Below are 24,886 nucleotides of genomic sequence, written 5' to 3'. Positions count from 1 at the left end.
AGTCGAATGTGATCGAGCCTTCTCCGTCGTATCCACTGACCGTGTGCACAAGTCGTCGGGTCATCACGGGATTCATCCTCCGACTGTCGTACTCAGGATTCGTATCTGCGAGGGTCGTTGGCATAAGGAATGAAGATTTTGTCCCCCTTTGCCACCGATTTGTGGGTGAAGCTGACCCGGAACGAAGGCGCCTGCCCGGCTGCTCGCCTCCGGTCCTGCGTGACCCTGCTCCTTTTGTCATCCAAGACATAGTAAGTGTTGCCATAAACTTGTTTGGAGGTGTCGAAAAACAAGTCCGGGATGTCGAAGAGTTTTCCTACTGCCCCCATGTCGACCCTTTGACGGGATGTGGGCAGGTCGAGAAGACGGAATCCATTTTTGGAGGCAAGCTTCTCGGCAATTCGGCTCGACAGATAGTGCACTAGGAAGAATATCTCTTTGAGTTCGTGGGAGATGATGCCGTTTTCGTACTGCGTCGTCCCTCTGAGGCGATCGGGAACAAAGATATCTCCTTTGAGTATTCTGACCGCGTAATGCGCAAAGGCTCGGCCGCCCGGCGTCTCGACTCGTATCGGCATGAGCTCGCCGCCATGGTGCTTGAGTCTGTTGACTGCGTGATTGATTCTCATAAACGATGCCGAGAACCGTCCCTGATTGACGAAGACATCCTTCCATAATGGATGCTTCTTCATCGCTTTGTAGTCATAGGGCCCAGGCTCTAAAGCCCAGCACTGAAGGTTCAGGGTATCCGCCCACTCTGCAAGGCGCCTAAAGAGCGGGTCTAGCGCGTCGACAGACCTCGCGCCGTCCTCTGGATGTCCGGTGTCCCAGTCCTGAAGGAAGGCATTGGCCGCATCCTGGAATGCATCGAAGAGCTTGTTCGTGTCGCGGACATGTTGACGCGCCGGGTCTGGCAAGTCGCCGTTCTTCACCAGTCCTGCCTCGCGGGCCACCTCAAAGGCCGCTTCTGAAGGTAATTTACCTGTGCTGATTATGACGTACCGCGACATCCGAAACCCATCCAGAGAAATGCCATCTGGAAAGGATCGAGTGAGGCTACCAAGGCGTCAACCGCTTCTCATGTGAGCAAGTCTTCCTAACTCTGGGCGCTCGCGCAGATCGATAGACAGTGTCGGAGGCGGCGCCTTGGTTCCCCAGGAATACCTCGTCCGACCCGAGATAGACTTCTCCGGCCGAAACGCGCCGGACTTGATCTTGAAGGCCGAAAACCGCCCAGGAAAACCTGTAGCGCCCACTCAGGTATACAACTTTGGGTCTGGCAGGTACACAACTTTGGGTGTGGAATATCTTCCTAAAAAATATGCCTGCAATTTCAATTAGATCCGAAGGGGTCAGGTACACAACTTTGCGTGGCGCACCAAAAAAAAGCTCAACATAATCGGCCCGATTAAAAGATCGGGCCGATTTATTTTGGGGGTCAGTTGGCGCTAGCCGTGCGCCTCTATTCTCCCGCCTACTCCACCCGCAATGTCTGCTCGTCAAACAACGGCTCGCCCTGCCCACCCGGACAAACAGCACCTTCCGCCCCTCACCCGCCGACACCTCGAAATATTGGATGCCGTCAGGCATTTCGCTACAGGCGCCGTAGCGCGGCTCGGGAACCTCGTTGGGGTCGGCAAGTGCTTTCAGTTCTTTCGCGTAGGCGGCGTCGGGGCTGAACGTGTAGCGCTTGACGCCGGGTGGCATAAGGCGAGGCTCAGTCCGCCGGGCAGAGCGGCGTCTTTCCTCCATACGTTTGATGTGCGTCAAGGCCAGGCGATCCACGCCTCCCTATCGTCACCGTCAGGAACGGCCTTGGAGACGAGCGATGGACGCAGAGAGCAGAGACAAGATTCAGACGCTCCTTGATCAGCACCGCATCATGACGGTCGCAACACTGAGGCCGGACGGCTGGCCCCAGGCGACCACCGTGGGTTACGTCAATGACGGCCTTTCCCTCTACTTTCTTTGCGGGCTCGACAGCCAGAAGGCGGCGAATCTGGCGCGGGACGATCGCGTGTCGCTGACCATCGATCACGACGCGCCTCAGGTGATGGAGATCACTGGCCTTTCCATGGCGGCACGGGCACAGCCGGTCACGGACAGGGCCGAGGCCGAGAAGGTTTTGAGGATGATGCCGATGAAATATCCGCCACAAGCCTCGATGCCATTCGCGATGCCGACGCCGGAGCAGGTGCGTATTTTCCGTGTGGTGCCTTCCGTCATCTCCGTGCTCGACTACTCGAAAGGTTTCGGCCACACGGATCTCGTGACCTTTTGAGCGCCTGCTGTCGATCAAGGTCGGTTATGATGACGGCGTTTTCGCAACCTCCCCCTTGGCTGGAAAGGTCATTCAATTCGCCGGCAACGCCCGCAACGTCTGCTCATCAAACAGCGGCCCGTCCTGCCCCACCCGGACAACAGCACTTTCCGCCCCTCACCCGCCGGCACCTCGAAATACTGGATGCCATCAGGCATTTCGCCCCAGTCGCCACAGGGCGGTTCTGGAACCTCGTCGGGGTTGGCCAGCGCGTTCAGTTCTTTCGCCCAGGCGGAGTCGCACCTCTCGCCACTTCACGAAGGTGATGAGCGACAGACTGCCAGCGACCACGCCGGCAAATCCGATCAGTAGAAATTTGAGTTCCAGCTCCACCCTGATCCCCCCGGATTGCAGGAACCGGCACTAGACAGCACGGCGGCGGCAATGTCTCGTTTATTCGCAAAGGCGCCGAAGCGACCTGCCCTGCGAATGCAGACAGCTCGGCGCGTCCGCCGGCGTCTCGGTCATCGATCGCCATGACGCGAACACAGGCTTCCAGACGCATCACCGCCCCGCGGCCGTTCTCGAGCATCCGGTCCTCGACATCGGCCACGGCGACCGTCATCCTGCCCGCATTACATACTAGGCGGAACCACAACATGATCGATCACATCACCATCGAAGTGAGCGACCTGGAAAAGAGCAAGCTCTTCTATGAACGCGCTTTCGCGCCCTTGGGATATTCCCTGTCCTTCGGCAAGGAGGGCGTGTTCTGGGCCTTCGATGTCGGCAATGGCTGCCTGTTCGAGATCCAGCGGACCGGCGAGACGCCGCCGCTTACCCATCTGCACGTCGCTTTCCGCGTCGGCAGCAAGGCAGAGGTCGATGCGTTCCATCAGTCGGCGCTGGCGGCCGGCGCCGAAGACAATGGCGTACCCGGCCCCCGTCCAAACTATGCGGAGAATTACTACGCCTGCTTCGTGCTGGACCCCGACGGATACAACATCGAGGCGATGATCAACGAGCACTCGGCTCCATCCTAGACAGCAGCCCCCATGAAGAGCCGAGGATGAGGGGCTATATGCACCTCGCCTCTCCCGGCCACCGACTCTGCCACAATCACCTCGTTCCGCGCACGGCCCCTGCAAGTTGATCCAGATCAACGCAGATGCATCGCCAGTGCTGTCTCTTCGGATATCATCCCAAGGAGAACGAACATGTCGACCTACGACCTCATGGTTGTCACAGCAGTCCTGCTCAGCTTCGCGTCATTTTCCGGGGTCCTGGCCTTTGCCACTTTCGACGAATCGCGTCGCCGTCGCGCGAGATAGGGTTAGGGGATCGGACCAGGCGGATGGGCGTTCCGCGGCCATCCACACGACGAAGTGATATAGGTTCAATTTGACGGCGGATCGGATCGAATGAGAACGTCTGGTAGATAGCAACCGGAAAGTGGCCATGAGCGACGACCCCGAGGACGACACCGACATCGTCAACCAACTCGCCTACGTCAGAGCCGATCCAACCCAGCACGATACGCTCACACTTCTCACCATGATCGATGCCGCGATTGCCGAGATCATGGCGTTGAGGAGAAAGTTGCGGCTGAGCGAGGACAAGAATGCGGGGAGCAACCAGCTCCAGTAGGCGGCAGCACCAGAGCGAAGGCGACGCGAACCCCTAAAGCGCGTCGCACCGGAACGGATTCATGCGACGCGCTTTAGGTCTTTGTCTTATGCATGTCGTTCTCCCAAAACCGAGTTCACTTTTGGGCGACATGCATTAGTCCGCGTCGGCCATCATCTGACGACCGCCGCCGCCAGCCCAGGCGCGCCATTGCCGCTCGTCGCCGTGGAAGACGTTGAGGTCGATGCGGCCGGTCACGCCATGGGACAGGCCCGAGCCGGAATACTGCCAGAACAGCCATTTGCGGCCGGGATAGACCTTGGACGGGTGCCGTGCCACCGCGCGCAGCCAGAACGGGTAGTCAAGGAAAGCGCCCTGCAGATTGTCGCGATAGAAATCCGGCGCGGTGTAGATGATGGGACGCTGGCCGTAGTGACGCTCCAGCTTGTCCATGAACACCTGCATCTTCTCCAGCACCTTTTCGCGTGACGGGCGCCGCTTGCAGCTGGAATCGCCGTTCCATTCGACGTCGATCACCGGCGGCAAGGCGCCATCCACCTTCGGCACGTTGCGGATGAACCAGTCGGCCTGTTCGCCGGCGGTGCGGCACCAGTAGAAGAAATGATAGGCACCACGCTTCAGCCCGGCGGCGTCGGCATTGCGCCAGTTCTTCATGAACATCGGATCAAGATGGTCGCCACCATCGGTCGCCTTGATGTAGGCGAAGTTGGCGCCCTGGGCGCGCAGCTTTTCCCAGTTCACGTCGCCCTGCCAGCGCGAGACGTCGACCCCGTGCACGGCAAGGTGACGGGGCGAGGAGCGGCCGAAATTGATCGGCTTGGCATCGCGAAAACCGTAGCGCGTGACCGGCCCGGCAAGCATCGGCGGTGCTGCCCGCGACAACAGCCTTGGCGGCGAGACCAGAGCCGCGGGCTCGATGGGTGGATCGACATTGTCCGGCAATTCGGGCGCCGGAAACGCCACCGTCTCTTCTTCCGCCAGGCCGAAGGGCCGATCAGTGTCTTGCGCCGGCGCCGCCTCGGCCAGCTTGCGCGCTTTGCCGGCCTTGGTTGCGGGAACGGATGCGATCGGCGCGCTTGGCCGCACCACCGAACTGGTGGTTTCATTCGACGGCTTCTGCATGTCGAGCGCGTCCATGCCCGATGTCGACGAACAGCCGGCAAGGCACAGCGATGCGATCACGAAACTGATGACGCCTGGTAACCGCATCTGGACCTGTACTCAAAACACAACAGACCGAGGGCGACGGCCCACGGACAACCAGCGCTAGTTATGAACGAGAAATTACCAATAAAGTTTGAATCAAGTTTTTACCATGACTGTGACCCGTTTCAGACACTCGCCAGCGACGGCCGGCCAAGCCTTGACAGCGCCATGATGTGGCTGTTGAGACGGGAGGCGGCTCTCGCGCCGGCATTTCCCGCTATTTGAAAAAGGCACCCGATGACTGTGTTGCAGCGGCTTCTCCCGATCCTCCTGCTCGCGGCGCTTTCCTGCGGAGGCGTGCCCTTGGCCGGGTCAGCGCATGCCGGCGGGCTGGTCGTCGTCCCCGCCGGCAATCGCTCCGAGACGCAACCGCCGATCCCGGATGCATCGGCGACGCGGACCCGCGCCTTCAAGACCACCTACGCGGAAAAATACGAGAAGATCGTCGCGCTCCTGAAGCGCGAGAAGAAACTGGTGGCGCATATCAAGCAGGCGGCCGCGGCTTACGATATCGACCCCATCCATATCGTCGGCGCGCTGGTCGGCGAACACACCTACAACGTGACCGCCGTCGGCTCGGTCCAGACCTACTATGTGAAAGCGCTGTCCTATTCCGGCCTCGATTTCTCCTTCCGCTACAAGGGCGTGCCGGTGCAGAGCTTTGTCCAGCGGCCGGAGTTCGCGGCCTGCGCCGGGGCCCGGGACAGTGCCGCCCTGTGGAGCTGCCGCGACAGGGTCTGGGTCGACCATTTCCGCGGCAAGACGGTCGACGGCGTCACCTATGACGCGATGACCTTCCAGCAGGCGTTTTTCCAGCCCTTCTTCGCCGGCCAGACATTCGGCCTCGGCCAGATCAGCCCGCTGACCGCGCTGGAGGTCACCGACCTGGTCAACAAGGTCAGCGGCTACGACAAGCTCACACCGGATCATCCGCAGGCCATCTATCGCGATGTCATGGATCCCGACCGCAGCATCGTTTACATCGCCGCGATCGTGCGTGACGCCATCGACGCCTACAAGGAACAGGGCTTCGACATATCGAGCAATCCAGGCATCACGGCCACGCTCTACAATGTCGGCCAGCCCCGGCAGCGGGCGGCGGATCTGCGCGCGGCGCTCACCAGCGGCAAGGGCCGCAAGCTGCCGGTCGAGAATTATTACGGCTGGCTCGTCAACGACAAGCTCGGCGAACTCAGGAGCCTGCTCGACAGCGGCAGCTGAAACATTTTTAACAGGAGCTTGCGTGCAGTCGTTCATCGACCAGAGCGTTTTTTTCATCGAGAACCATCAGGCGTGGGCCGGCCTCGTGGTCGGGCTGCTGGCTTTTGGCGAGTCGCTGGTGCTGGTCGGCATCCTGTTGCCGGGCACCACGGTGCTTATCATCGTCGGCGGCCTGGTCGGGGCCGGCATCGTCCAGCCTTTGCCCGTTCTCCTGGCGGCGATGATCGGGGCGGCGCTCGGCGACACCATCTCCTATCTCCTCGGCAGATGGCTGGGGCGCGGCGTCGTCCATAAATGGCCGCTCAACCGCTATCGCCGCGAGGTCGCCAGGGCGCGGCTGTTCTTCCATCGTTATGGTTTCGCGGCGGTTTTCATCGGCCGCTTCTTCGGCCCAGTCCGCGCAACGGTGCCGCTGGTCGCGGGCATGATGGGCATGCACCGGCGCCGCTTCCAGATCGCCAACATCCTGTCGGCGATCATCTGGGCTCCGGTCGTGCTGTCGCCAGGATGGCTGGTGGCCAAGGGCGCCGGCAGCATCCCCGAACTCGATGCGACCAGCCTGTTCGGGTTGGCGGCGATCGGCGTCGTTGTCCTGATCATCATGGCGGTGATTGCCCTCAAGCTGCGAAGCAGGCGAACCGTCTAAGCCTAGCCACGTTTCCTGAACACGCCGATCATCGGCCCCAGATTCCAGTAATCGTCGCTGCGGCCGATGGCAGGCGCGAACAGGCTCGAAATCGTGCCGTCGAGAAAAAGCGCATTGTCGCAGCCTAGCGCATCGCGAAACAGCCGGGCGAATGCATGGAAATTTACCGTGCCGTTCGAAATGGCAAAGACCGCGACACCATCCTTGCGCACCCCGACACCGTCGCGGGTCTTGCGCGAGGTGCCGTCGGACTGGAACTTCGGATGCAGCTGGCCGTCGATCACCAGCATCGGTCCCGATTGCGTCGCATATTCGGTGGACGGCCGCTTCCTGACGAAATCCCAAGTCGCGCGAACCGCGGCCTTGCCGCCGCTGATGTAGAAGATGCCGTTCGGTTGCAGCGAAAAATTGCCGCTCCCCGATCCCGTCTTCACACCGGCCATTTCCTGGCCACGCTCGACATAGAGACCAACCGGCCTGAGATCTGGGTGATACATGCCGGCGTTGATGGCAAACAGCATGGTGCGGCCGGCCGCGCGCTGGGCGTTGTCGAGATTGTGCAGCGATTGGAAGGGCTTGCCGGCCGGATCCTTCCAGAACAGTTCGATCGAATAGAGTTTCGGGTCCACCTCGCAGACCAGATAGCTGGTCGCCTCGAAGGCGAGATCGCGGCACGGCGGCGCAGACGCGAACCACTGGCCGAACACCATCGTCGTGGCGACGGCCTGCGGCAGCGCGGCCTTGACCAGGGCCACCAGCAGAGGCGCGGAATTGAGAAGTGTCAGAAAGTCCATGCGCCTGCGGATGCCAGATTCAATCAGCTTTCGTGGTTATCACCACTTGCTGGCACCATGGAAGACCGGCACGAAAGGATCGGGCCGAGGTTCATGCCCAGGGGCGCGGCGGAGCCGACCAGACTATTTGACAGCGCTGACCAGTTGTTCGTCGCCACCAAGGATGGAGACCCAGTGCCCTGTGTTGTCGCTCGCCTGCCGCTTCAGGTAGCGATAGCTCGTCTGGTTCCAGAGGCGGACCTTATCGGTCAGATTGTCGAGGATGAAGTCGCCCTTGTCGGTGCGCACCGTCAGCACGGCATGGCCTTCGCCATCGGGCTTGCGGACCACCGTCATCAACAGATTAGCTATGGCAATGCCCATGCTGTTGAGCTCACGCCGCTTTTCCAGCGCGTAGTCTTCGCAGTCGCCGAAGCCGTTGTCCGGATAGGCCCACCACTCGTCCTTGCCGTAATTGTCCATGTCGCTCATCGGCTTGACGCGCGCGTTGACGGAGAAATTAACGGCCGAGATATCGTGCAGCAGCTTGCTGGTCATCTGTTCCGGCACGCTGTCAGGCGAGCGGATCGAGCATTCGTCGAGATGGATCTTGCAAAAATCATAGTGGCCGATCGGCTGCGACGTCGATCCGCCGACAACCATGGAAGCAGGCGCGGCATGGGCCGAACCCACCGCCGCACAGAAAACTGTCAGGGCAAACGCCAGCCCCAGCCCCTTCGCCTTGCGGCGCCAACCCATCGAGGATGCCATGCGGCCCCACCCATCTGTTTTGTTAACAGAACGTTAAGGGCTGTTATATTCCGAAGTCAATGAACCCGGCCGATCACATCTTTGCGGATCGATGCATGCATCCGAGTGGTTGCCCGCGCGCAACACCGGTCCTGATTAAGCCAGCCACCCCATCGCCACGCTCAGCAGCAGGATGACGCCGAGCAGGCCGCGATAGATGACGAAGGGCCAGGCGGAAAAGCGCTCCAGCACGCGCATCAGGCCCCATATGGCGAAGAAGGCGGAAATAGAGGCGACGACCAGTCCGGTCGCAAGAACCGACCAGCCATGGGCGTCAAGGTGAACCTTGTGCAGTTCCCATAACTCCTTGAGGCCTGCAAGCGCGATCGCCGGCAGGCCGAGCAGAAACGAGAAACGCGCCGCCTCTGCCCGCTTGAAGCCGAGCCCGAGCGCCGCGGTCAAGGTCGAGCCAGAGCGCGAGACGCCAGGGATTAGCGCGCCGATCTGGGCAACGCCGACAAGCAGCGCATCGGTGAGCGACGCTTCGCCGATGGTCCGCTTGTGGCGGGCGAAAATCTCGGCAAGCGCCAAAAGGATCGCCATGGCGATGCAGGACCAGCCGATCACGCTCAGGCTGCGCAGCGGAGAATTGCAGGCGTTGAGGATGCCCGACAGCGCGACGCCCGCGACAATGATCGGGATCGTCGCCAGCACGATCCAGGAAGCCAGCCTGAAACTCCGGTCGGCGAAATCGCGCCGCGTGAGCGCGTCGAGCGAGCCGAACAGGAGGTCCCTGACATCGCCCCAGAAATAGCTGATCACGGCGGCAAGAGCGGCAAGCTGCATGGCGGCGGAGAAGGCGGAACCCGGATCCTGCCAGCCGAGCACCGCCGGTACGATGCGCATATGGGCGGTCGACGAAATCGGCAGCAATTCGGTGATGCCCTGCACCAGGCCGAGGAAGGCGACCTTGGCAAATCCCAGGCCGACGAAGCCGGTGTCCACGCCCTGGGTGCAGATGTCAGCCATGTCGAGCCTTTCCGTCGGATAATCGTAAGGGGCAATCCCCGCCTCGCAATAGACTCGCGACACCTGAAAGCCAATTTACGGATTTGTAAGGCGTCTTTCCCGTTGACAAGTCGCGCCACAATATTATTATTCGCTAATCTTACACTGTAAGTCTGACGATGGAGGAGAGCATGCAGACCGCCCTGTCAGAATTGCAACTCCCACCTGAACCTCATCCGCCTGTCATCGCGATCGAGGATGTCTCGCGCGACCTCAGCCGTATTCTCGAGCGCGCCGAAGTGCAGGCCTGGCTCGACCTCTACGCCGCCGCGCCGGCCGATTTCGCCGCGCGGCAAGAACTTTCGCTGGCGAGACAGGGCGACCTTGCCTGGACCACCTGCACAACGATCCCGTTCATCCATTTCAACTGCGTGAAGAATTTCGGCGTCGACAGCGAGGCCAACGAAAGCCAGCTCGACGCGCTGCTGGCGCATTACCGCGCCGCGGGCATTTCGCGGCCTTGGTTCTATGTCAATCCGCACAGCGAACCATCACGCCTCAGATGCTGGCTCGAGGCGCGTGGCCTGCAGCGCCAGGGCGGCTGGGAGCGGATTTATCGGGAGGCGGAACCACTGCCATCCGAGCCGCTCTTCACGGTTGACGGCGTTTCGATCGAACGCGTGACGATGGCAACGGCAAGCGATTGGGCCGGTTTCATCGACAGAAGCTACCGGCTGCCAACCTCGCCCTGGCTGCTGGCTCTGGTCGGCCGGCCGGGCTGGCATCACTACATAGCGAAGCGAAATGGCGCGGTGGCTGCGGCGCGCTCGCTGTTCATCGGCGCCGACGGTGCTGCTTGGAGCGGCATCGACGCGCCGGTGCCCGGCATAATGACGCCGAGCTTCGACCTGGACGCCGTGCTTGGAGAAGCGCTGGTGCGCGACGGCATCGCGGCCGGCGCGAAATTGTTTGTCGCCGACATCGAGGCGCCGCACGAGGAGCGCGATGGACCGGCCTATCGCAACTATGCCCGCCTCGGCTTCAGGATTGCCTATTTCCGCAGCCATTACAGCTATTTGCCAGCCAGCTCGAACTGACCGCGCTAATTGCGCAGCCATTGCTGGAAACAGCTCCTGACCACCATATGCGCCGGTGGAACGACCGGCACGTCCGTGGATGCGTCATCGGCCGCCCGGCCGCGGGCCCGTTCGAGCAGGAGGCGTACCTGTTCGGGGCGCACCCGGTCGCGCTCCATCACAAGCAGGACCATCGGATCGTTCAAAAGCTCGTCCAGGGTGCTGATGCTGTCGTTCATCCGTCGTCTCCTCGAATGCCGGCCCGCGCAGCGTAGATAGGACGACAAAGATGGCTCGCCAATGACGCTTTGCCGGCTATCGCGTGTCGATATGGATTAATTTTTTGTCATGGTGGGCGCTTGCTTCCGCTCTTGAAGGCGGAACGGAAGAACTAGGCCGGCGGAGCGCCCTCATGTTGCGGCAGGTCGTCGTCGAGCAGCACCCAAGGCTGCTTCGAGGCGGTGAAAATATGCATCTGCGGCCGGAACAGCGAAGGGTCGTCGAGCGAGCCCGTGGTGATGCCGATGATGCCGGCCGAGTCGCGCCGCGAAAACATCGTCGTGCCGCAGCTCGGGCAAAAACCGCGCTTGAGATCGGGCGAGGTGTTGACTGTTGCCAGCGGCCCCTCAACCGTCACATCGTCGATGCGAAACAGCACGCGCGCGTTGAAGGCGGCGCCAATCGCCTTCTGGCAAAGCCGGCAATGGCAGATGCGCTCGTTGATGGGAGCCGCCTCGGTGCTGTAACGCACCGCTCCGCACAGGCATCCGCCTTCATACCTTGCCATGGCCTTGATCCAAGATGGAGAGAATAGGCGTCAAGGTTAGTCGTCCAGCCGATAGGGTCAATTGAAATACCTTGATACGATGCCATCGATAACCGTGATGCGAGGCTCATCATGACCCGAGACATCGAAACCATCGGCATTGCGGATCTGTTCGGGCCACCCTCGCCCGCCCGTGACCGCGCCGACGGCCGCATCATGGCCGCGGCCTCGGGAATAGGCTTCATGGCGGTCCGGGATTTTCCCGGCGACGCCTGGCTGACTCCGGACAGAAGGGCGCAATTGCTACGCATCTTCGCCCTCCCCGACATCGAGAAGCAGAAATTGCTGCGCTGGAATTTCGATAGCACCAGGAAGAACTTTTATCGCGGCTGGTTCCCCCTCCAGCCGGCAGCCGTGTCCTACAAGGAAGGCATCGACATGGGGCCGGACATTGCCGATGCGGCGCGAGTCTCGGTTGTCGACGATCCGCTGTGCGAGCCGACACCCTTGCCGGCCGAAGGCACCTTGCCCGGCTGGCGCACGGCCGCGGCGGATTACTATCGCGCGATGGAGAGGGTCGGAAACGCGCTTATGCGGTCGATAGCGCGCGGGCTTGGCCTGCCGGAAACGATCTTCGATCCGTATTTCGAGCACGGCATCTCGACGTTGCGCCTGATCCGCTATCCCTTGCGCGACGCCACTGCCGGCATCGACACCGGCGGCCCGGAGTTCTCGGTGGTCCACAAGGGGGAAATACGCACGATCATCGGCCGCGAACATGCCGATTCCGGTTTCGTCACCTTGTTGGCCCAAGATGGCGTCGAAGGCTTGCAGGCAAAAAACCGCGCCGACGAGTGGATCGACGTGCCGCCGGCCAACGGCACGCTGGCGGTCAATTTCGGCCAGTTGCTGGAACGCTGGACCGGCGGGCGTGTCCGGGCGACGCGGCATCGGGTGATCGCGCCAAAGACAACTCGGTTTTCGATCCCGTTTTTCTATGAACCGCGCGTCGACGCCGAGATCGCGCCCTTGCCGCTAAGCGGCGCCGAGCCCTTCGAGCCATTTCTTTACGGCGACTATCTCTGGGAGTCGGCGACGAATTTCGTCGAGATGAGCGGCATCAAGAATCTCAGGCAGCCGCGCCGCGCCAAGGTTTCCTGAGCCGGGCGCGGCCGTCGTCAAGGCGGCCCGATTTCAAAGCGTCCTGGCAAGGTCTTCGAGCTGGTCGGTGCACTGGCCCCAGCCTGCGTGAAAACCCATCGCCTCGTGCTGTTCGCGGTCGGCGACACTCCAGTGCCGGACGCGCGCGATGTAGCGGGTCTTGCCATCGCCTTCATCCTCGAAGGTCAGCACGCCGGTCATGAACGGCTTTTCCGATGGCTCCCAAGCCTTTGTATAGGCATCGGTGAAGACGATCTTCTTGCCGGGAATGACGTCCAGGAACACGCCGGAGTTGGGGAATTCATTGCCGTCGGGGCCGGCCATGACGACAAGGCTCGAACCACCAGTGCGGACATCCATTTCGGCGCGCGGCGTCGTCCAAGGTTTCGGGGCGAACCACTGCGTCAAAAGCTTGGCGTCGGTCCAGCAGCGATAGACATTCTCGCGCGGCGCATCGATGATGCGGGCGACAACCAGTTCACGGTCATTGGCGGGGGCGATGTCGAGCTTGGTGGTCAAGGTGGTCTCCTCGGGTTTGATCTGACTTGCGCGCGCCAAGGACGAGCCGACAGACCGCAACCCGACATGGCCGGCGAAAAAAGATTCTGGAGATTGTGCCAGGAGGACGGCGAACCAGGTGGGCGTCAGTGGCGCTTGGCTTGCACCAGATAGGCGTCGATCTCGGTCTCGCCGAGCCACTTGGCCGCTTCCAGCCGGTGCAGGCCTTCAACAAGGATATGGCGCTTGCCATCGTGGCGGACCTGGATCGGTGTCTTCATGCCGTTCTCCAATATGTCCTCGGCGAGATGGCGGACGGTCTCGGGGTGTAATGTCTTCTTGCGCGCTGTCGGCACGTAGATGTCGTCGACCTTGACCTTTTGCACTCTGAGCATGCCTGTCCCCGTGGCGGAAACGCCGCCACCCCTGAGATAGTCGGTTTGGTTCGGAGGGCCAAGGGCACGGCTAACGAATGTCGGCCCCAAGGCCACTCGCTGTCCGAAGGCCATCGTCCAGGTCGGCCGGTTTGCCTCTCGCCGCGCGTTTCGATATGGCGTCTCGCCATCCTCAACGACGGTCACGGAGCAATCCCCATGAGTAAATCTCTCGTCACCTTTGTCGGCGTTGCTCATCCCTGGATGTGCGACGTGATGGGACACATGAATGTGCGCCACTACGCGGCGATGTTCGACGATGCCAGCTTCCAGCTTCTTGGCCACATCGCCGGGCAGGATAGCACCCAGGCCTCGGCAAGGGGATGGGCCGATGTGCGCACCGAAATCGACTACCGGCACGAGACAAAAGCCGGCTCGCTTCTCACCATCCGCTCGCATGTGGTGAAGATCGGCCGCACCTCCGTCACCTTCGAACAGGTCATGTCGGGATCGCTCGACGGCATCGTCCATGCATCGAGCCGGACCACCAGCGTACACTTCGACCTTGCCGCGCGTGCCTCGGTGGCGCTGGACGAAGCGATGCGCGGCCGCGCGGCGACCTTCCTCGTCGAATAGGCCTGCGTCGATCAGCCGTTGTAGATGCGCTCGTCCAGCGGCGTCTCGGCGATCAGTGCCTGCAGCCCCGACAGTAGCGCCTTCTCGGCACGATTCATCGCCTTGTCGGGATTGGTGAGCAGGAAGATGTCGATGGCCGGCGGCGTGTCGTAGGGCGGCAGCCGCCACAGCGTGCCGTCGGCCACGTCGCGTCGCGCCACGTGTAGCGGCAGCGGACCAATGCCGAGCCCGGCGACGATCATGCGCCTGACTTCCTCCAGGCTCGAGGAGACACCGACGACGTCGGCGTTCAGCCGGGCTTCGCTGCGCAACAGGGCGACCGGCCGCAGCGCGTCCGAAATGTGGTCGGTCTGGAAGGATACAGAGGGCTCGCCGCGCAGATCGGCAAGCTTCAGCCCGGTCTTTCCGTAAAGCCTGTGCTGCGGGCCGCAGAAGAAGCCGAAGAACTCGCGATAGACCATCGCGTAGTCCAGCGCCGGATCGCGCTGGCTGACAAGGCAGATGCCGAAGGAGGCGCGCCGCTCCCGCACCTGCTTGGCCACTTCCGTGCTTGCCGCGACCGAGATGGTGATGCTGGCACGCGGATAGTTACGGTGAAACTCCGCCAGCGCCCGATCGAACAGCGGCGAGACGACATGGCTGGCCGTGGCGATCATGACATGGCCGGTGACATCGTCGCTGATGCCCCGCATCAAGAGCGGCAGCCGAACACCTCGACGCTCTGCTCATAGATCAGCCGCCCGACCTCCGTGAGCTCGAAGCGAGTAGCGTCGCGGTCGACCAGCCGCCTGCCAACCCGATCCTCCAGCCGCCGCAAGGCGTTGCTGACGCTGGGTTGTTTGAGGTTCAGGCGCTCGGCGGCGCGGGTAATGCTCTTGACTTCCGCGATGACGACGAACGTACGCAGAAGGTTCCAGTCGAGATCCCAGACCAGACGTTCGGGGCGAGGCAAGGCCATTCCTAATATCTATGCTCCCTATTCCCATTATCTATTTGCGCAATGCTGATGCAAAGGCAATCATTGACATCAGGAGAGCGCCCCAACGCCTCCCAAGAACAAGCCTTCGCGCTCCATCCAGAGGACAGGAATTTAGATGAACAGGGTATTTTCCGGCATTGCAGTTGCCGCGCTGCTGCTTGCATCGGCCTTCACCGCCGTTCCGGCCAAGGCCGACGACCTCGAGAAGATCAAGGCGGCGGGCGAATTGAAGATTTCCATGAGTGGGCAGTATCCGCCCTTCAACTTCGTCAACGACCAGAACGAGGTCGTCGGCTTCGACGCCGATATCGGCAAAGCCATCGCTGAACGCATCGGCGTCAAGGGCACCATCATCACCACGGCCTGGGACGGCATCATCGCCGGCCTGCTCGCCAACAAATACGACACTGTCGTCGGCTCGATGACGATCACGCCCGAGCGAGAGAAAGTGGTCGATTTCGTCGGCCCCTACTACCATGCCGGCCGCGCGGTTTTCGTGAGCCAGGATTCCAAGTTGCAGAGCCTCGACGACCTCAAGGGCAAGACGCTTGGCGTGACGCTCGGCGAGACGCATGAGAAATGGGCGCGCGAACAGGGCGGCTGGGATATCCGCACCTATAAGGGCCTGCCGGAACTGCTGCTCGAACTGAAGGCCGGCCGCGTCGACGCCATCGTCGTCGACAACATTCCGGTCATGGTCGCCGTCAAGGAAACCGGCGAAAAGGTCCGCAAGCTCGACACACCCAACATCGAGGGCGGCAGCGTCGCCATCGGCATCGCCATCCGCAAGGACAATCCGGAACTCAAGGCCGCCATGCAGAAGGCGCTGGACGGGATGTTGGCCGACGGCACCTACGAGAAGATCTCCAAGCAGTGGGTCGGCAGCGACATCCGCTGATCCTTGCCCGGCTCCAGGCGGTGAAACCACCTGGAGCCGATCGCCACTCCAGCCGAGTCATTCCATGGATTTCGCCTTGATGAGCCGTGTCTTCCCGTTCTTCGTGGAAGCCGCTTTGGTGACGCTGGAACTGACAGCGCTGGCCCTGGTTCTCGGGCTGGCGGCGGCAGCACTGGCCGCGGCCGCCAGGATGTCGAGGTCGGCGATCCCGCGCGCCATCGGTACGGCCTATGTCAGCCTGTTTCGCGGCACGCCCTGCCTGATACAACTCTTCGTGCTCTATTTCGGCGGTCCGCAGATCGGCATCAATCTGGATCCGTTCGCGGCCGGGGTCATCGGGCTTGGTCTCAATATCGGCGCCTATATGGCGGAATCGATCCGCGGCGCGGTGACGGCGGTTGACCGCGGTCAGACGGAAGCTGCCCGCACGATCGGCTTCAGCCGCTTCCAGACCTTGCGCAAGGTCGTGCTGCCGCAGGCCGCCCGGCTGATGATCCGCCCGCTCGGCGTCAACACGGTCGCGCTGTTGAAGGGTTCCGCACTGGTCTGCACCATCTCGGTCGTGGAACTGACCTATACCGCCCAGCGCTTCATCGGCTCGACCTACAAGCCGTTCGAGATCTTCGGCGTCGCGGCCCTGCTCTACATGGTCATGGTCTACGCCGTCGCCCGCATCGTCGACATGCTCGACAAGCGCTTCGCCATCGTCTGAGAGGAAGCACGATGCAAGGCTTGGATTTCACCATCATCGCCCCCTACTGGGACCTTTTGCTGACCGGCGCCTGGTGGACCGCGCTGCTTACGGTCTCGGCCGGGGCGCTCAGCTTCATCTTCGGCATCCTGTTCGCCGTCATCGTGCTCTATGCGCCGGCGATCCTCGCCTACCCCGTTCGTGCCTTCATGTGGCTGTTCATGGGCACGCCGCTGCTGCTGCAGCTTTTCCTGATCTATTTCGGCCTTGTGCAGATCGGCATCGACATCCCCGCGCTTGCCGCCGGCATAATCGGGCTTGGCCTGCACTTCGCCGTCTACAATGCCGATGTCATCCGAGCCGGCATCGTGGCGGTCGATCCCGGTCAGACGGAAGGCGCGCGCAGCATCGGCTTCGGCAAGTGGCAGGCGCTGCGCTACGTCGTGATACCGCAGGCCATCCGCAACACGGCACCGCCGATCGGAAGCAATTTGATCGCACTGTTGAAAGAGTCCTCCATCGTCTCGGTCATCGGCATCGCCGAGCTTGTCCATTCGGCGCAACTTGCGATCAGCGAAACCTTCCGCCCGTTCGAGTTCTACATCACGGCCGCCGCGCTCTATTACATCTTGAACCTTGTGCTCGAGGCGGCCTTGCATCGGTTTGAAAGACATGTGGAGGTTTCCCGATGAGCACGCAGCGGCCAATGGTCGAGGTTCGCGGCGCGCGCAAATCGTTCGGCGCGGTCGAGGTCCTCAGGGGTATCGACCTGTCAGTGGATCGGGGGCAGATCGTCGCGATTATCGGACCGAGCGGTTCAGGCAAGAGCACGCTGCTGCGCTCCATCAACCATCTCGAAACCTTGAACGGCGGCGAAGTGTGGCTGGACGGTGTGCAGGTCAACCAGAAACTGCACGGCCAGGCCTTCGAGCGGCACATCAACAAGGTGCGCCAGCACATGGGCATGGTGTTCCAGCACTTCAACCTGTTCCCGCACCTGACCGTGATCGAGAACATCACCATGGGGCCAGTGATCCTGAAGGGCATGGCAAAAGGCGAAGCCCGCGCCTTGGCGCATGGCCTCCTGTCCAAGGTCGGGCTGGCCGAAAAGATCGACGCCTATCCGTCGCGGCTTTCGGGCGGCCAGAAGCAGCGCGTGGCGATTGCGCGCGCGCTGGCCATGCAGCCCAAGGTGATGCTGTTCGACGAGGCAACCTCAGCCCTCGACCCGGAGTTGGTCGACGAGGTCAACGCGGTGATGAAACAGCTTGCCGCCGAACACATGACCATGCTCATCGTAACGCACGAGATGCGCTTTGCCGGCGAGGTGGCCGACAGGGTGCTGTTCATGGACGGCGGCGTGGTGGTCGAGGAAGGCCCGCCGGGCGAGATCTTTCGCGCTCCCCAGAAGGAACGCACCCGCACTTTCCTCAAGAAATATCTTTCCTCCTGAGTACGACGATGACCGGATTGCCCACGGAATTTCCCGATTTTGGACTGACGCCTGAGCAGCGCCGCCACGCGGTGCGCGGCCATTACTACGAATGGCCGGGCATGGATGGCGAGCGCGGCGAGATCTGGTGCTATAGCGACCGCTTCTCCTATCGTGCCGGCGAAACGGTGACACTGCATGTCAGCTCCACGGCTCCCTCCTTCGGCATGACCATCGTCCGCGACGGCGGCACCGAGACAAAGGTGTTCGACAAGTCGGGAATCGCGGCGCGCTGGCAGTACAGTCCGGACCAGTGCTCGGCGGAGGGCTGTGGCTGGGAAGCGTCCTTCGAATTTCGTGTCGGCGGCGACTGGCCGTCCGGCGCCTATCGGATAACGCTGAGTGCCGAGGGCCGAGACGGCAAGCCGATCCACAGCCACCACCTTTTCATCGTCTCCCCCCTGCCCGGCAAGAAGCCCGGCCGCGTGCTGCAAGTGGCGGCGACGGGTACCTGGCTCGCCTACAACACCTGGGGCGGCTCCAACCACTATCAGGGCATCACCGGGCCGGATCGCGACCAGTACTCGCCCATCGTGTCGACGCAGCGACCCTGGTGCCGTGGCTTCGTCGTGCTGCCGAAGGATGCGCCACGCGTGCCTCTGGAGGTCGCCGTGCCGCCGAAGACGGTGCCGCGCTACCCCCATATGGAATGGGCGCTTGCCACTGGCCATTCGAAGAAATACGCCTCGTCGGGCTGGGCAAGCTACGACAGCCACTTCTTCCGTTTTGCCGAACGGGCCGGCTATGAGGTTGACCTCGCCAGCCAGCACGATCTGCATTTCTCGCCCGATATTCTCGATGGCTATGACTGCGCCGTCTTCGTTGGCCATGACGAGTACTGGACCTGGGAAATGCGCGACGCGGTCGACAGTTACGTCGAACGCGGCGGCCATGCGGCGCGCTTTGCCGGTAATTTCATGTGGCAGACGCGGCTGGAGGACGAAGGCCGCCGGCAGGTCTGCTACAAATACCGCGCCCGCGCCGAAGACCCGGCCTATCGCGGCGGCGACGTCACCCGCGCCACCAATTCCTGGGAAGCGCCGGAAATCGGCCGGCCGGGTTCAGCAACCTTCGGGCTCGACGCGACACGCGGCCTCTATGCCGGCTGGGGCGGTTGCGCGCCGCGCGGCGTGCGCGGCTTTCCGGTCTATCGGCCCGAACACTGGGCGTTTGCCGGCACCGGCATCTATTATGGCGACCTTCTCGGCGCCGACAGCCATGTCTATGGCTACGAGGTCGACGGGCTCGATTTCGAGATCCGCGGCGGCCTGCCCTACCCTACCGCGACCAGCGGCGCGCCTGATGGACTGCAGGTTCTCGCCGTCGGCATGGCGTCCCAGGTCGAGGAGAGCGCCGACATCCCGATCGAGGACCAGTTCCTCACAGACGAGGATGGCCGTTTCAGCGCCGAGACGCTGTTTGGCGACAGGAGCGACGCCAACCTTGAAAAAGTCAAACGTGGCAACGGCATGATCGTCAACTTCCCGCGCGGCAAGGGCGAGGTCTTTCATGCCGGAAGCTGCGAATGGGTCGCCGGCCTGCTAAGACAAGACCCGATGGTCGAACGCGTCACCCAGAATGTCCTTGATCGCTACCTTGGAAAGTCCTGACATGTCGAAGTCCCAGACCGCCGCCCAAGCAACCGAGGCGCGCCGAGAATCGCATCTGTTCTACCTCTCCAGCCTGCGCCGGCCGCTCATCGACCGGGCCGAGGGCATCTACATGTGGACGCAGGACGGCCGCCGTTTCATAGACGGATCGAGCGGGCCGATGGTCGCCAATATCGGCCATTCCAACCGCAACGTCCTGGACGCCATGAAGCGGCAGATGGACCGTGCCACGTTCGCCTATCGCCTGCACTTCGAAAACGAGCCGGCGGAGGAACTGGCGCGCGAGCTTGCGGGCAAACTGCCGGAAGGCATGGACCGCATCTTTTTCGTCTCGGGCGGCTCGGAAGCGACGGAATCCTGCATCAAGCTGGCAAGGCAATGGGCGGTCGCAACCGGCCAGGCCAGCCGCTGGAAGGTGATCACGCGTTTTCCCTCCTATCACGGCGGCACGCTGGGTTCGCTCTCGATCACCGGCGACGATGCGCTGGCCGAAACCTTTGAGCCGATGATGCGGGTGATGCCGACCGTGCCCGCTCCAACAGCCTGGCGAGACCGCGACAATCTTTCGATGGAGCAACGCGGCGTCCGCTACGCCGACATGCTGGAGGACAAGATCCTTGCAGAAGGCCCGGAGAGTGTCGTCGCCTTCATCATGGAGCCGATCGGCGGCGCCGCCACCGCCGCTCTTGTGGCGCCCGACAGCTATTACGCACGCATCCGCGAAATCTGCGACCGCTACGGCATCCTGCTCATCCATGACGAAGTGATGAGCGGCGCCGGCCGCACCGGTAAATTCCTCGGCGGCGACCATTGGAACTGCAAGCCCGACATCGTCGCGCTGTCGAAGGGGCTGGGCTCCGGCTATGCGCCGCTCGGCGCGCTGGCGGCTCCGATGCGGCTGGTGCAGCCGCTGCTCGCTTCGGGCGGGTTCCAGCATGGCCACACCTATGCGGGCAATCCGTTGGCCTGCGCCGCCGGTCTTGCGGTGCTGGGCGAAATGGACCGCCTCGACCTGATCGCCAATGCCGCTGCCATGGGCGACGTGCTGATGGACGGGCTGAAGGCGCTGGCGAAACGCTTTCCGTTCATTGCCGACGTGCGCGGCAAGGGCCTGCTGACTGGAGCCGAGATGGTGGCCGATCCGGAGACATTGCGGCCGATCGACCAAGGCAAAAAAGCCACGCAGCGTCTGCTCGACCTCGCCTATGAGCGCGGGCTGATCATCTATGGCCGCAGGGTCAAGGGCGGCGTCGACGGCGACAATTTCATGGTTGCGCCGCCGATGATCGTCACCAGCGAGCAGGTCGGCGAGATCGTCTCCATCATCGGCGACTCGCTGGAGGTTCTGGCTTCCGAGCTCGACCTGCCGGTCGAAGGCCGGGGGTAAGGAAATGGCGCCGCGAAAAGTCATCATCACCTGCGCCGTCACCGGCTCGGTGCACACGCCGTCGATGTCGCCCTATCTGCCGGTAACGCCGGACCAGATCGCGGCCGACGCGATCGCGGCAGCGGAAGCCGGCGCCTCGATCCTGCATCTGCATGCCCGTGACCCCAAGGACGGACGGCCGACGGCCGATCCGGACGTGTTCATGCAGTTCCTGCCGCGCATCAAGCAGGCAACCGACGCGGTGATCAACATCACCACCGGCGGCTCCTCGTTGATGACACTCGATCAGCGGCTGGTGGCCCCACTCCGAGCCGAGCCCGAAATGTGCTCGCTCAACATGGGCTCGATGAATTTCGCGCTGTTCCCGATGCTCGACAAGCCACGGGAGTGGCGGCACGAGTGGGAGCCAAAGCTGCTCGAAGCCACCCGCGACACCATCTTCAAGAACACATTCGCCGACATGGAGGGCGTGCTCGAGAGGCTGGGCAAGGGCTGCGGCACGCGCTTCGAATTCGAGTGCTACGATGTCGGCCATCTCTATTCGCTGGCGCATTTCCGCGATCGGGGCCTGGTGTCGGGGCCGCTGTTCATCCAGTTCGTGCTGGGTATTCTGGGCGGTATCGGCGCCGACCCGGACAATCTCATCCATATGAAGCGGATCGCCGACAAGCTGTTCGGCGACAGCTACCAGTTCTCCGTGCTGGCCGCGGGTCGCAACCAGATGCCGCTCATCTCGATCGCCGCGGCAATGGGCGGCAATGTCCGAGTCGGGCTGGAGGACAGTCTCTATGATGGCCGCCAGCTGGCGAAATCCAATGCCGACCAGGTGCGCCGCATCCGTGGCATTCTCGACGGGCTGTCGCTGGAGGTTGCCACGCCGGCCGAGGCGCGCGACATGCTGGCGCTGAAAGGCGGCGACCGGGTGGCGTTTTGAGGCAAGGCCGTGACCAATCCAACCCACAGTGACGTCCTGATCCGTCCCGGACGGATCGAAGACGCCGAAACCATCCACGCCGCGCTTCTCAAACTCGGTACCCATATCGGCGCGCATCAGGAGATCACGTCCACATCAGATGATCTCCGCCGCTATGGCTTTGGCGAAAAGCCGGCTTTCTCGACCCTGATTGCCGAGGTTGGCGGCGAGTTCGCCGGTCTCTGCCTGCATTTCCCGATCTTCTCGACCTGGATGGGGCGGCCCGGCGTCTATGTGCAGGACCTCTATGTCGAGCACCGCTTTCGCGGCCGCAAGATCGGCGAACGGCTGCTGCGGCGCGTCGCCGCGGACTGCCGGAAAGAAGGCGGCGTCTATCTCAGGCTGTCGGTCGATACCGACAATGAAGGTGCCAAGGCCTTCTACGAGAAGCTTGGCATCGCCTGGTCGAGTTACGAACAAACGCAGAAGATCACCGGCGAAGCCTTTTTTGCCTTCGCCGACGCGCTGGAAAATGGGGGGCCGGAATGAAAGCTTTTTATGCCGAGGAGCAGAAGCGGCACGACCCCAAGGCCTTTCTGTCCAGCGGCGCGCCGCAGCCAAACCCGGAAAAGCCCGAGCGCGTCGAGAGATTGTTAGCCGGCGCAAAATCCGCCGGCTGCACGATCGAGCCACCGCGCAATCACGGACTTGGGCCGGTTGCCGCCGTACACACGCCCGAATATCTCGACTTCCTCGAACATATTTTCGAGCGCTGGCAACGCATCGACGGCGCGTCCGCCGAAGTGATCCCCAACATCCACCCGATCGCACGTAACGGCTCCTATCCGGCCTCGGCGGTTGGCCAGGCCGGCTACCACATGGCCGACACAGCCTGCCCGATCTCGGGCGAGACCTGGCAAAGCGCATTGTGGAGCGCCTGGAGCGCGGTCGAAGCCGCTGAAACGGTAATTGCTGGCGCGCCGGCGGCCTATGCGCTGTGCCGCCCGCCCGGCCATCATGCCTTTGCCGATGTCGCCGGGGGCTTCTGCTTCATCAACAATTCGGCGGTGGCGGCGCAGGTGCTGCGCAAGCAGGCAGCACGCGTGGCGATCCTCGATGTCGACCTGCACCACGGCAACGGCACGCAGGGCATCTTCTATGCGCGGCCCGATGTGCTCACCGTCTCGCTGCATGCTGATCCGGTGCGCTTCTACCCGTTCTTCTGGGGTCATGCCGACGAGCGCGGCGAAGGCGCGGGCCTCGGCTACAATTTCAACCTGCCGCTGCCGCGCAAATCCGCCGACGCGGCGTTTCTGGAAGCGCTGGCGGTGGCCTTCCAGCGTATCCGCGCCTTTTCACCGGATGCGCTGGTGGTGGCGCTTGGTCTCGACGCCTTCGAGGGCGACCCGTTCGGCGGGCTTTCGGTGACGACGCCCGGCTTCTCACGCATCGGCGAAGCGATCGCAAAGCTTGGCCTGCCGACGGTCATCGTCCAGGAAGGCGGTTATCTCTGCGACGCGCTTGGCGACAATCTCACCGCCTTCCTCACCGGCTTCGACGGCAAGGCGCGGTGACGGCTCAAGCTTGCGTCAGGAACGCTGCTGCCTGAGCATGGCGATGACCCGGTGGACGCTCTCCAGCGTCTCGTCGATCTCAGCCGCCGTGTTGTAGTGGGCGATGCCGATGCGCACGACGCCCTGTTCGGCTGGAATGCCGAGCTGGTGGACGATCTCCCAGGCGTAGTTGTGGCCCGACCACAGGAAGATGTTCTCGGCATTCATCTGCCGCACGATCGTCTCCGGTACGATGCCGTCGACGGTGAACGAAACCGTCGGCACACGATCGCCGAGCCGCTTCGGATCGGTGATGCCATGGATCGTCAGACCAGAAATGCCGGACAGGCCATCGATCAGTCTTTGCGCCAGCGGGTTTTCATAGGCGATGGACACTTCGAACGCCTTGGCGATCTTTTGCCTGCGCGAACCAGTCTCGCCCACCGCCGCGCCCAGCCCGGCAAAATGATCGACCGCCGCCGTGAGGCCGGCCATCAACTCGATCTGCGGCGTGCCAAGCTCGAATCGCTCCGGCAGGCCGTTGGACGAACAGCGGCATTTGTAGGGTTTCAGGCCTTCGATGACGTCCAGCCTGCCCCACAATATACCCATATGCGGGCCGAAGAATTTGTAGGCCGAGCAGATCAGAAAATCGCAGCCGAGGTGCTGCACGTCAATCAGGCCATGCGGCGCGAACTGCACGGCGTCGACATAGACCAGGGCGCCGGCTTGCTTTGCGATGGCAGTGAGCGACCTGACCCGGTTGATCGAGCCGGTCAGGTTGCTGGCGTAGTTCAATGCGACCAGCCGTGTCTTGTCGGAGAGCAGACCAGCCAGGGCCGCCTCTTCGACCTGCCAGCTCTGTTCATCAAATGGCAGCCAGCGCACGACGAGGCCAAGGTCCTCGGCCAGTTGCAGCCAGGGCGAGACATTGCCTTCGTGATCCATGCGGGTGAGGATGATCTCGTCGCCGGGCTTCGGTGAGCGGCCGAGCGTGCGCGACATATGATAGGTCAGCGTCGTCATGTTGGCGCCGATGATGATTTCCTCGGGGCTCGCGGCGCCAAGAAAATCGGCCATCGCCTGATGCGCCTCGTCGACCACGGCCTGGGCGGCGACCGTCGTTTCGAAATAGCCGCCGAGATTGGCATTGGTCGTGAGCAGGCAGCGCGATACCGCATCGGCGACGGCCTGGGGTACCTGCGTGCCGGCCGGGTTGTCGAGATAGATGCGGCGGCGTCCCTTGTCGCTCAGGGAAAGAGCGGGGAACTTTCCACGCACGGCCTCTATCGGAAAATCCACCATCGTCTCCACCCTTTGTTATTCCTCGATAATCCTGCC

The 24,886-nt window shown here is 62.5% G+C and carries 29 protein-coding genes; 17 read left to right on the top strand and 12 right to left on the bottom strand.

All coding sequences use genetic code 11. The features are described 5' to 3' along the window. Positions 1 to 92: 92 nt before the first annotated feature. Entirely contained in the window at positions 93 to 1,010 is a 918-nt protein-coding gene (locus tag AC07SZ_RS04705; protein ID WP_494913447.1) for a hypothetical protein, read from the bottom strand. Positions 1,011 to 1,828: 818 nt separating this feature from the next. Here AC07SZ_RS04705 and AC07SZ_RS04700 point away from each other — a divergent pair. From AC07SZ_RS04700 to AC07SZ_RS04690, 3 genes are all read left to right on the top strand, one after another. Beyond that, the gene (locus tag AC07SZ_RS04700) at positions 1,829 to 2,281 is read left to right on the top strand and encodes a pyridoxamine 5'-phosphate oxidase family protein (protein ID WP_056562084.1); all 453 of its coding nucleotides are present in this window, start codon (positions 1,829 to 1,831) and stop codon (positions 2,279 to 2,281) included. Positions 2,282 to 2,919: 638 nt separating this feature from the next. After that, on the top strand, positions 2,920 to 3,303 hold the full coding sequence (locus AC07SZ_RS04695; RefSeq protein WP_056562087.1) for a VOC family protein: 384 nt from the start codon (positions 2,920 to 2,922) through the stop codon (positions 3,301 to 3,303). 415 nt (positions 3,304 to 3,718) lie between these two features. Further along, entirely contained in the window at positions 3,719 to 3,907 is a 189-nt protein-coding gene (locus AC07SZ_RS04690; RefSeq protein ID WP_056562090.1) for a hypothetical protein, read from the top strand. A gap of 135 nt (positions 3,908 to 4,042) precedes the next feature. Here the strand turns inward: AC07SZ_RS04690 and AC07SZ_RS04685 are convergent, their stop codons facing one another. Next, complete coding sequence (locus tag AC07SZ_RS04685) at positions 4,043 to 5,116, bottom strand: glycoside hydrolase family 25 protein (protein WP_056562093.1); 1,074 nt, start codon at positions 5,114 to 5,116, stop codon at positions 4,043 to 4,045. A gap of 234 nt (positions 5,117 to 5,350) precedes the next feature. Here AC07SZ_RS04685 and AC07SZ_RS04680 point away from each other — a divergent pair, with 234 nt between their 5' ends. Next, positions 5,351 to 6,334 (top strand): DUF1402 family protein, encoded by a 984-nt coding sequence (locus AC07SZ_RS04680; RefSeq protein WP_056562096.1) that lies wholly within the window; start codon positions 5,351 to 5,353, stop codon positions 6,332 to 6,334. Between the two features lie 22 nt (positions 6,335 to 6,356). Beyond that, positions 6,357 to 6,980 (top strand): DedA family protein, encoded by a 624-nt coding sequence (locus AC07SZ_RS04675; protein WP_056562099.1) that lies wholly within the window; start codon positions 6,357 to 6,359, stop codon positions 6,978 to 6,980. A gap of 2 nt (positions 6,981 to 6,982) precedes the next feature. Here the strand turns inward: AC07SZ_RS04675 and AC07SZ_RS04670 are convergent, their stop codons facing one another. From AC07SZ_RS04670 to AC07SZ_RS04660, 3 genes are all read right to left on the bottom strand, one after another. Then, on the bottom strand, positions 6,983 to 7,774 hold the full coding sequence (locus tag AC07SZ_RS04670) for a phosphodiester glycosidase family protein (protein ID WP_172373962.1): 792 nt from the start codon (positions 7,772 to 7,774) through the stop codon (positions 6,983 to 6,985). 123 nt (positions 7,775 to 7,897) lie between these two features. After that, positions 7,898 to 8,524 (bottom strand): transglutaminase-like cysteine peptidase, encoded by a 627-nt coding sequence (locus AC07SZ_RS04665; protein WP_494913444.1) that lies wholly within the window; start codon positions 8,522 to 8,524, stop codon positions 7,898 to 7,900. 135 nt (positions 8,525 to 8,659) lie between these two features. Then, positions 8,660 to 9,532 carry an undecaprenyl-diphosphate phosphatase gene (locus AC07SZ_RS04660; protein ID WP_056562108.1) on the bottom strand — a complete coding sequence of 291 codons (873 nt, stop codon included), beginning with the start codon at positions 9,530 to 9,532 and terminating at the stop codon, positions 8,660 to 8,662. 170 nt (positions 9,533 to 9,702) lie between these two features. Between AC07SZ_RS04660 and AC07SZ_RS04655 the strand changes: the two genes are divergently transcribed. Next, on the top strand, positions 9,703 to 10,608 hold the full coding sequence (locus AC07SZ_RS04655; protein WP_494913443.1) for a hypothetical protein: 906 nt from the start codon (positions 9,703 to 9,705) through the stop codon (positions 10,606 to 10,608). Between the two features lie 5 nt (positions 10,609 to 10,613). Here AC07SZ_RS04655 and AC07SZ_RS04650 read toward each other — a convergent pair whose 3' ends face one another. Both AC07SZ_RS04650 and AC07SZ_RS04645 read right to left on the bottom strand, forming a co-directional pair. Next, positions 10,614 to 10,826, bottom strand: coding sequence for a hypothetical protein (locus tag AC07SZ_RS04650; RefSeq protein WP_056562112.1), 213 nt, complete (start codon positions 10,824 to 10,826; stop codon positions 10,614 to 10,616). Between the two features lie 152 nt (positions 10,827 to 10,978). Continuing rightward, positions 10,979 to 11,374 carry a GFA family protein gene (locus tag AC07SZ_RS04645; RefSeq protein WP_056562115.1) on the bottom strand — a complete coding sequence of 132 codons (396 nt, stop codon included), beginning with the start codon at positions 11,372 to 11,374 and terminating at the stop codon, positions 10,979 to 10,981. 111 nt (positions 11,375 to 11,485) lie between these two features. Here AC07SZ_RS04645 and AC07SZ_RS04640 point away from each other — a divergent pair, with 111 nt between their 5' ends. Further along, on the top strand, positions 11,486 to 12,514 hold the full coding sequence (locus AC07SZ_RS04640; protein ID WP_494913442.1) for an isopenicillin N synthase family dioxygenase: 1,029 nt from the start codon (positions 11,486 to 11,488) through the stop codon (positions 12,512 to 12,514). A gap of 33 nt (positions 12,515 to 12,547) precedes the next feature. Here the strand turns inward: AC07SZ_RS04640 and AC07SZ_RS04635 are convergent, their stop codons facing one another. Together AC07SZ_RS04635 and AC07SZ_RS04630 are read right to left on the bottom strand one after the other, a co-directional pair. Further along, on the bottom strand, positions 12,548 to 13,033 hold the full coding sequence (locus AC07SZ_RS04635; protein ID WP_056565385.1) for an SRPBCC family protein: 486 nt from the start codon (positions 13,031 to 13,033) through the stop codon (positions 12,548 to 12,550). 125 nt (positions 13,034 to 13,158) lie between these two features. Continuing rightward, positions 13,159 to 13,407 carry a ParB N-terminal domain-containing protein gene (locus AC07SZ_RS04630; protein WP_008875526.1) on the bottom strand — a complete coding sequence of 83 codons (249 nt, stop codon included), beginning with the start codon at positions 13,405 to 13,407 and terminating at the stop codon, positions 13,159 to 13,161. A 198-nt stretch (positions 13,408 to 13,605) separates the two neighbouring features. Between AC07SZ_RS04630 and AC07SZ_RS04625 the strand changes: the two genes are divergently transcribed. Then, entirely contained in the window at positions 13,606 to 14,022 is a 417-nt protein-coding gene (locus AC07SZ_RS04625; protein WP_056562120.1) for an acyl-CoA thioesterase, read from the top strand. An 11-nt stretch (positions 14,023 to 14,033) separates the two neighbouring features. Here the strand turns inward: AC07SZ_RS04625 and AC07SZ_RS04620 are convergent, their stop codons facing one another. Both AC07SZ_RS04620 and AC07SZ_RS04615 read right to left on the bottom strand, forming a co-directional pair. Then, a complete protein-coding gene (locus tag AC07SZ_RS04620) occupies positions 14,034 to 14,714 on the bottom strand; it encodes a substrate-binding domain-containing protein (RefSeq protein ID WP_494913440.1) in 681 nt (226 codons plus the stop codon). Next, a complete protein-coding gene (locus tag AC07SZ_RS04615) occupies positions 14,714 to 14,980 on the bottom strand; it encodes a LysR family transcriptional regulator (RefSeq protein WP_494913438.1) in 267 nt (88 codons plus the stop codon). Before AC07SZ_RS04615 ends, AC07SZ_RS04620 begins: the two co-directional genes overlap by 1 nt. A 136-nt stretch (positions 14,981 to 15,116) precedes the next feature. On the opposite strand from AC07SZ_RS04615, the gene AC07SZ_RS04610 reads away from it, so the two are divergent. The 9 genes from AC07SZ_RS04610 to AC07SZ_RS04570 all read left to right on the top strand — a co-directional run bounded on the left by AC07SZ_RS04610 (position 15,117) and on the right by AC07SZ_RS04570 (position 23,566). Further along, positions 15,117 to 15,899: an ABC transporter substrate-binding protein gene (locus tag AC07SZ_RS04610; RefSeq protein ID WP_056562125.1), complete on the top strand. Its 783-nt coding sequence runs from the start codon at positions 15,117 to 15,119 to the stop codon at positions 15,897 to 15,899. Positions 15,900 to 15,963: 64 nt separating this feature from the next. After that, the gene (locus tag AC07SZ_RS04605; protein WP_494913437.1) at positions 15,964 to 16,611 is read left to right on the top strand and encodes an amino acid ABC transporter permease; all 648 of its coding nucleotides are present in this window, start codon (positions 15,964 to 15,966) and stop codon (positions 16,609 to 16,611) included. An 11-nt stretch (positions 16,612 to 16,622) separates the two neighbouring features. Next, on the top strand, positions 16,623 to 17,282 hold the full coding sequence (locus AC07SZ_RS04600) for an amino acid ABC transporter permease (RefSeq protein WP_494913435.1): 660 nt from the start codon (positions 16,623 to 16,625) through the stop codon (positions 17,280 to 17,282). After that, positions 17,279 to 18,043 carry an amino acid ABC transporter ATP-binding protein gene (locus AC07SZ_RS04595; RefSeq protein ID WP_494913433.1) on the top strand — a complete coding sequence of 255 codons (765 nt, stop codon included), beginning with the start codon at positions 17,279 to 17,281 and terminating at the stop codon, positions 18,041 to 18,043. Before AC07SZ_RS04600 ends, AC07SZ_RS04595 begins: the two co-directional genes overlap by 4 nt. An 8-nt stretch (positions 18,044 to 18,051) precedes the next feature. Then, entirely contained in the window at positions 18,052 to 19,692 is a 1,641-nt protein-coding gene (locus AC07SZ_RS04590; protein WP_494913431.1) for a N,N-dimethylformamidase beta subunit family domain-containing protein, read from the top strand. Between the two features lies 1 nt (position 19,693). Further along, the gene (locus tag AC07SZ_RS04585) at positions 19,694 to 21,079 is read left to right on the top strand and encodes an aminotransferase family protein (RefSeq protein ID WP_056562141.1); all 1,386 of its coding nucleotides are present in this window, start codon (positions 19,694 to 19,696) and stop codon (positions 21,077 to 21,079) included. A gap of 4 nt (positions 21,080 to 21,083) precedes the next feature. Then, on the top strand, positions 21,084 to 22,013 hold the full coding sequence (gene kce, locus AC07SZ_RS04580; RefSeq protein WP_494913429.1) for a 3,5-dioxohexanoate:acetyl-CoA acetone transferase: 930 nt from the start codon (positions 21,084 to 21,086) through the stop codon (positions 22,011 to 22,013). Positions 22,014 to 22,022: 9 nt separating this feature from the next. Continuing rightward, positions 22,023 to 22,541: a GNAT family N-acetyltransferase gene (locus tag AC07SZ_RS04575; RefSeq protein ID WP_172373967.1), complete on the top strand. Its 519-nt coding sequence runs from the start codon at positions 22,023 to 22,025 to the stop codon at positions 22,539 to 22,541. Continuing rightward, positions 22,538 to 23,566, top strand: coding sequence for a histone deacetylase family protein (locus AC07SZ_RS04570; protein ID WP_172373968.1), 1,029 nt, complete (start codon positions 22,538 to 22,540; stop codon positions 23,564 to 23,566). The genes AC07SZ_RS04575 and AC07SZ_RS04570 overlap by 4 nt, the downstream gene beginning before the upstream one ends. A 15-nt stretch (positions 23,567 to 23,581) precedes the next feature. Here the strand turns inward: AC07SZ_RS04570 and AC07SZ_RS04565 are convergent, their stop codons facing one another. Then, complete coding sequence (locus AC07SZ_RS04565) at positions 23,582 to 24,850, bottom strand: cysteine desulfurase-like protein (RefSeq protein ID WP_494913428.1); 1,269 nt, start codon at positions 24,848 to 24,850, stop codon at positions 23,582 to 23,584. Positions 24,851 to 24,886 lie beyond the last annotated feature (36 nt).

Source organism: Mesorhizobium sp. GW821-FHT07A06 (assembly GCF_059419085.1).
Note: the sequence above shows the minus strand (reverse complement) of the source record. Positions and strands in the feature narration are given on the sequence as shown.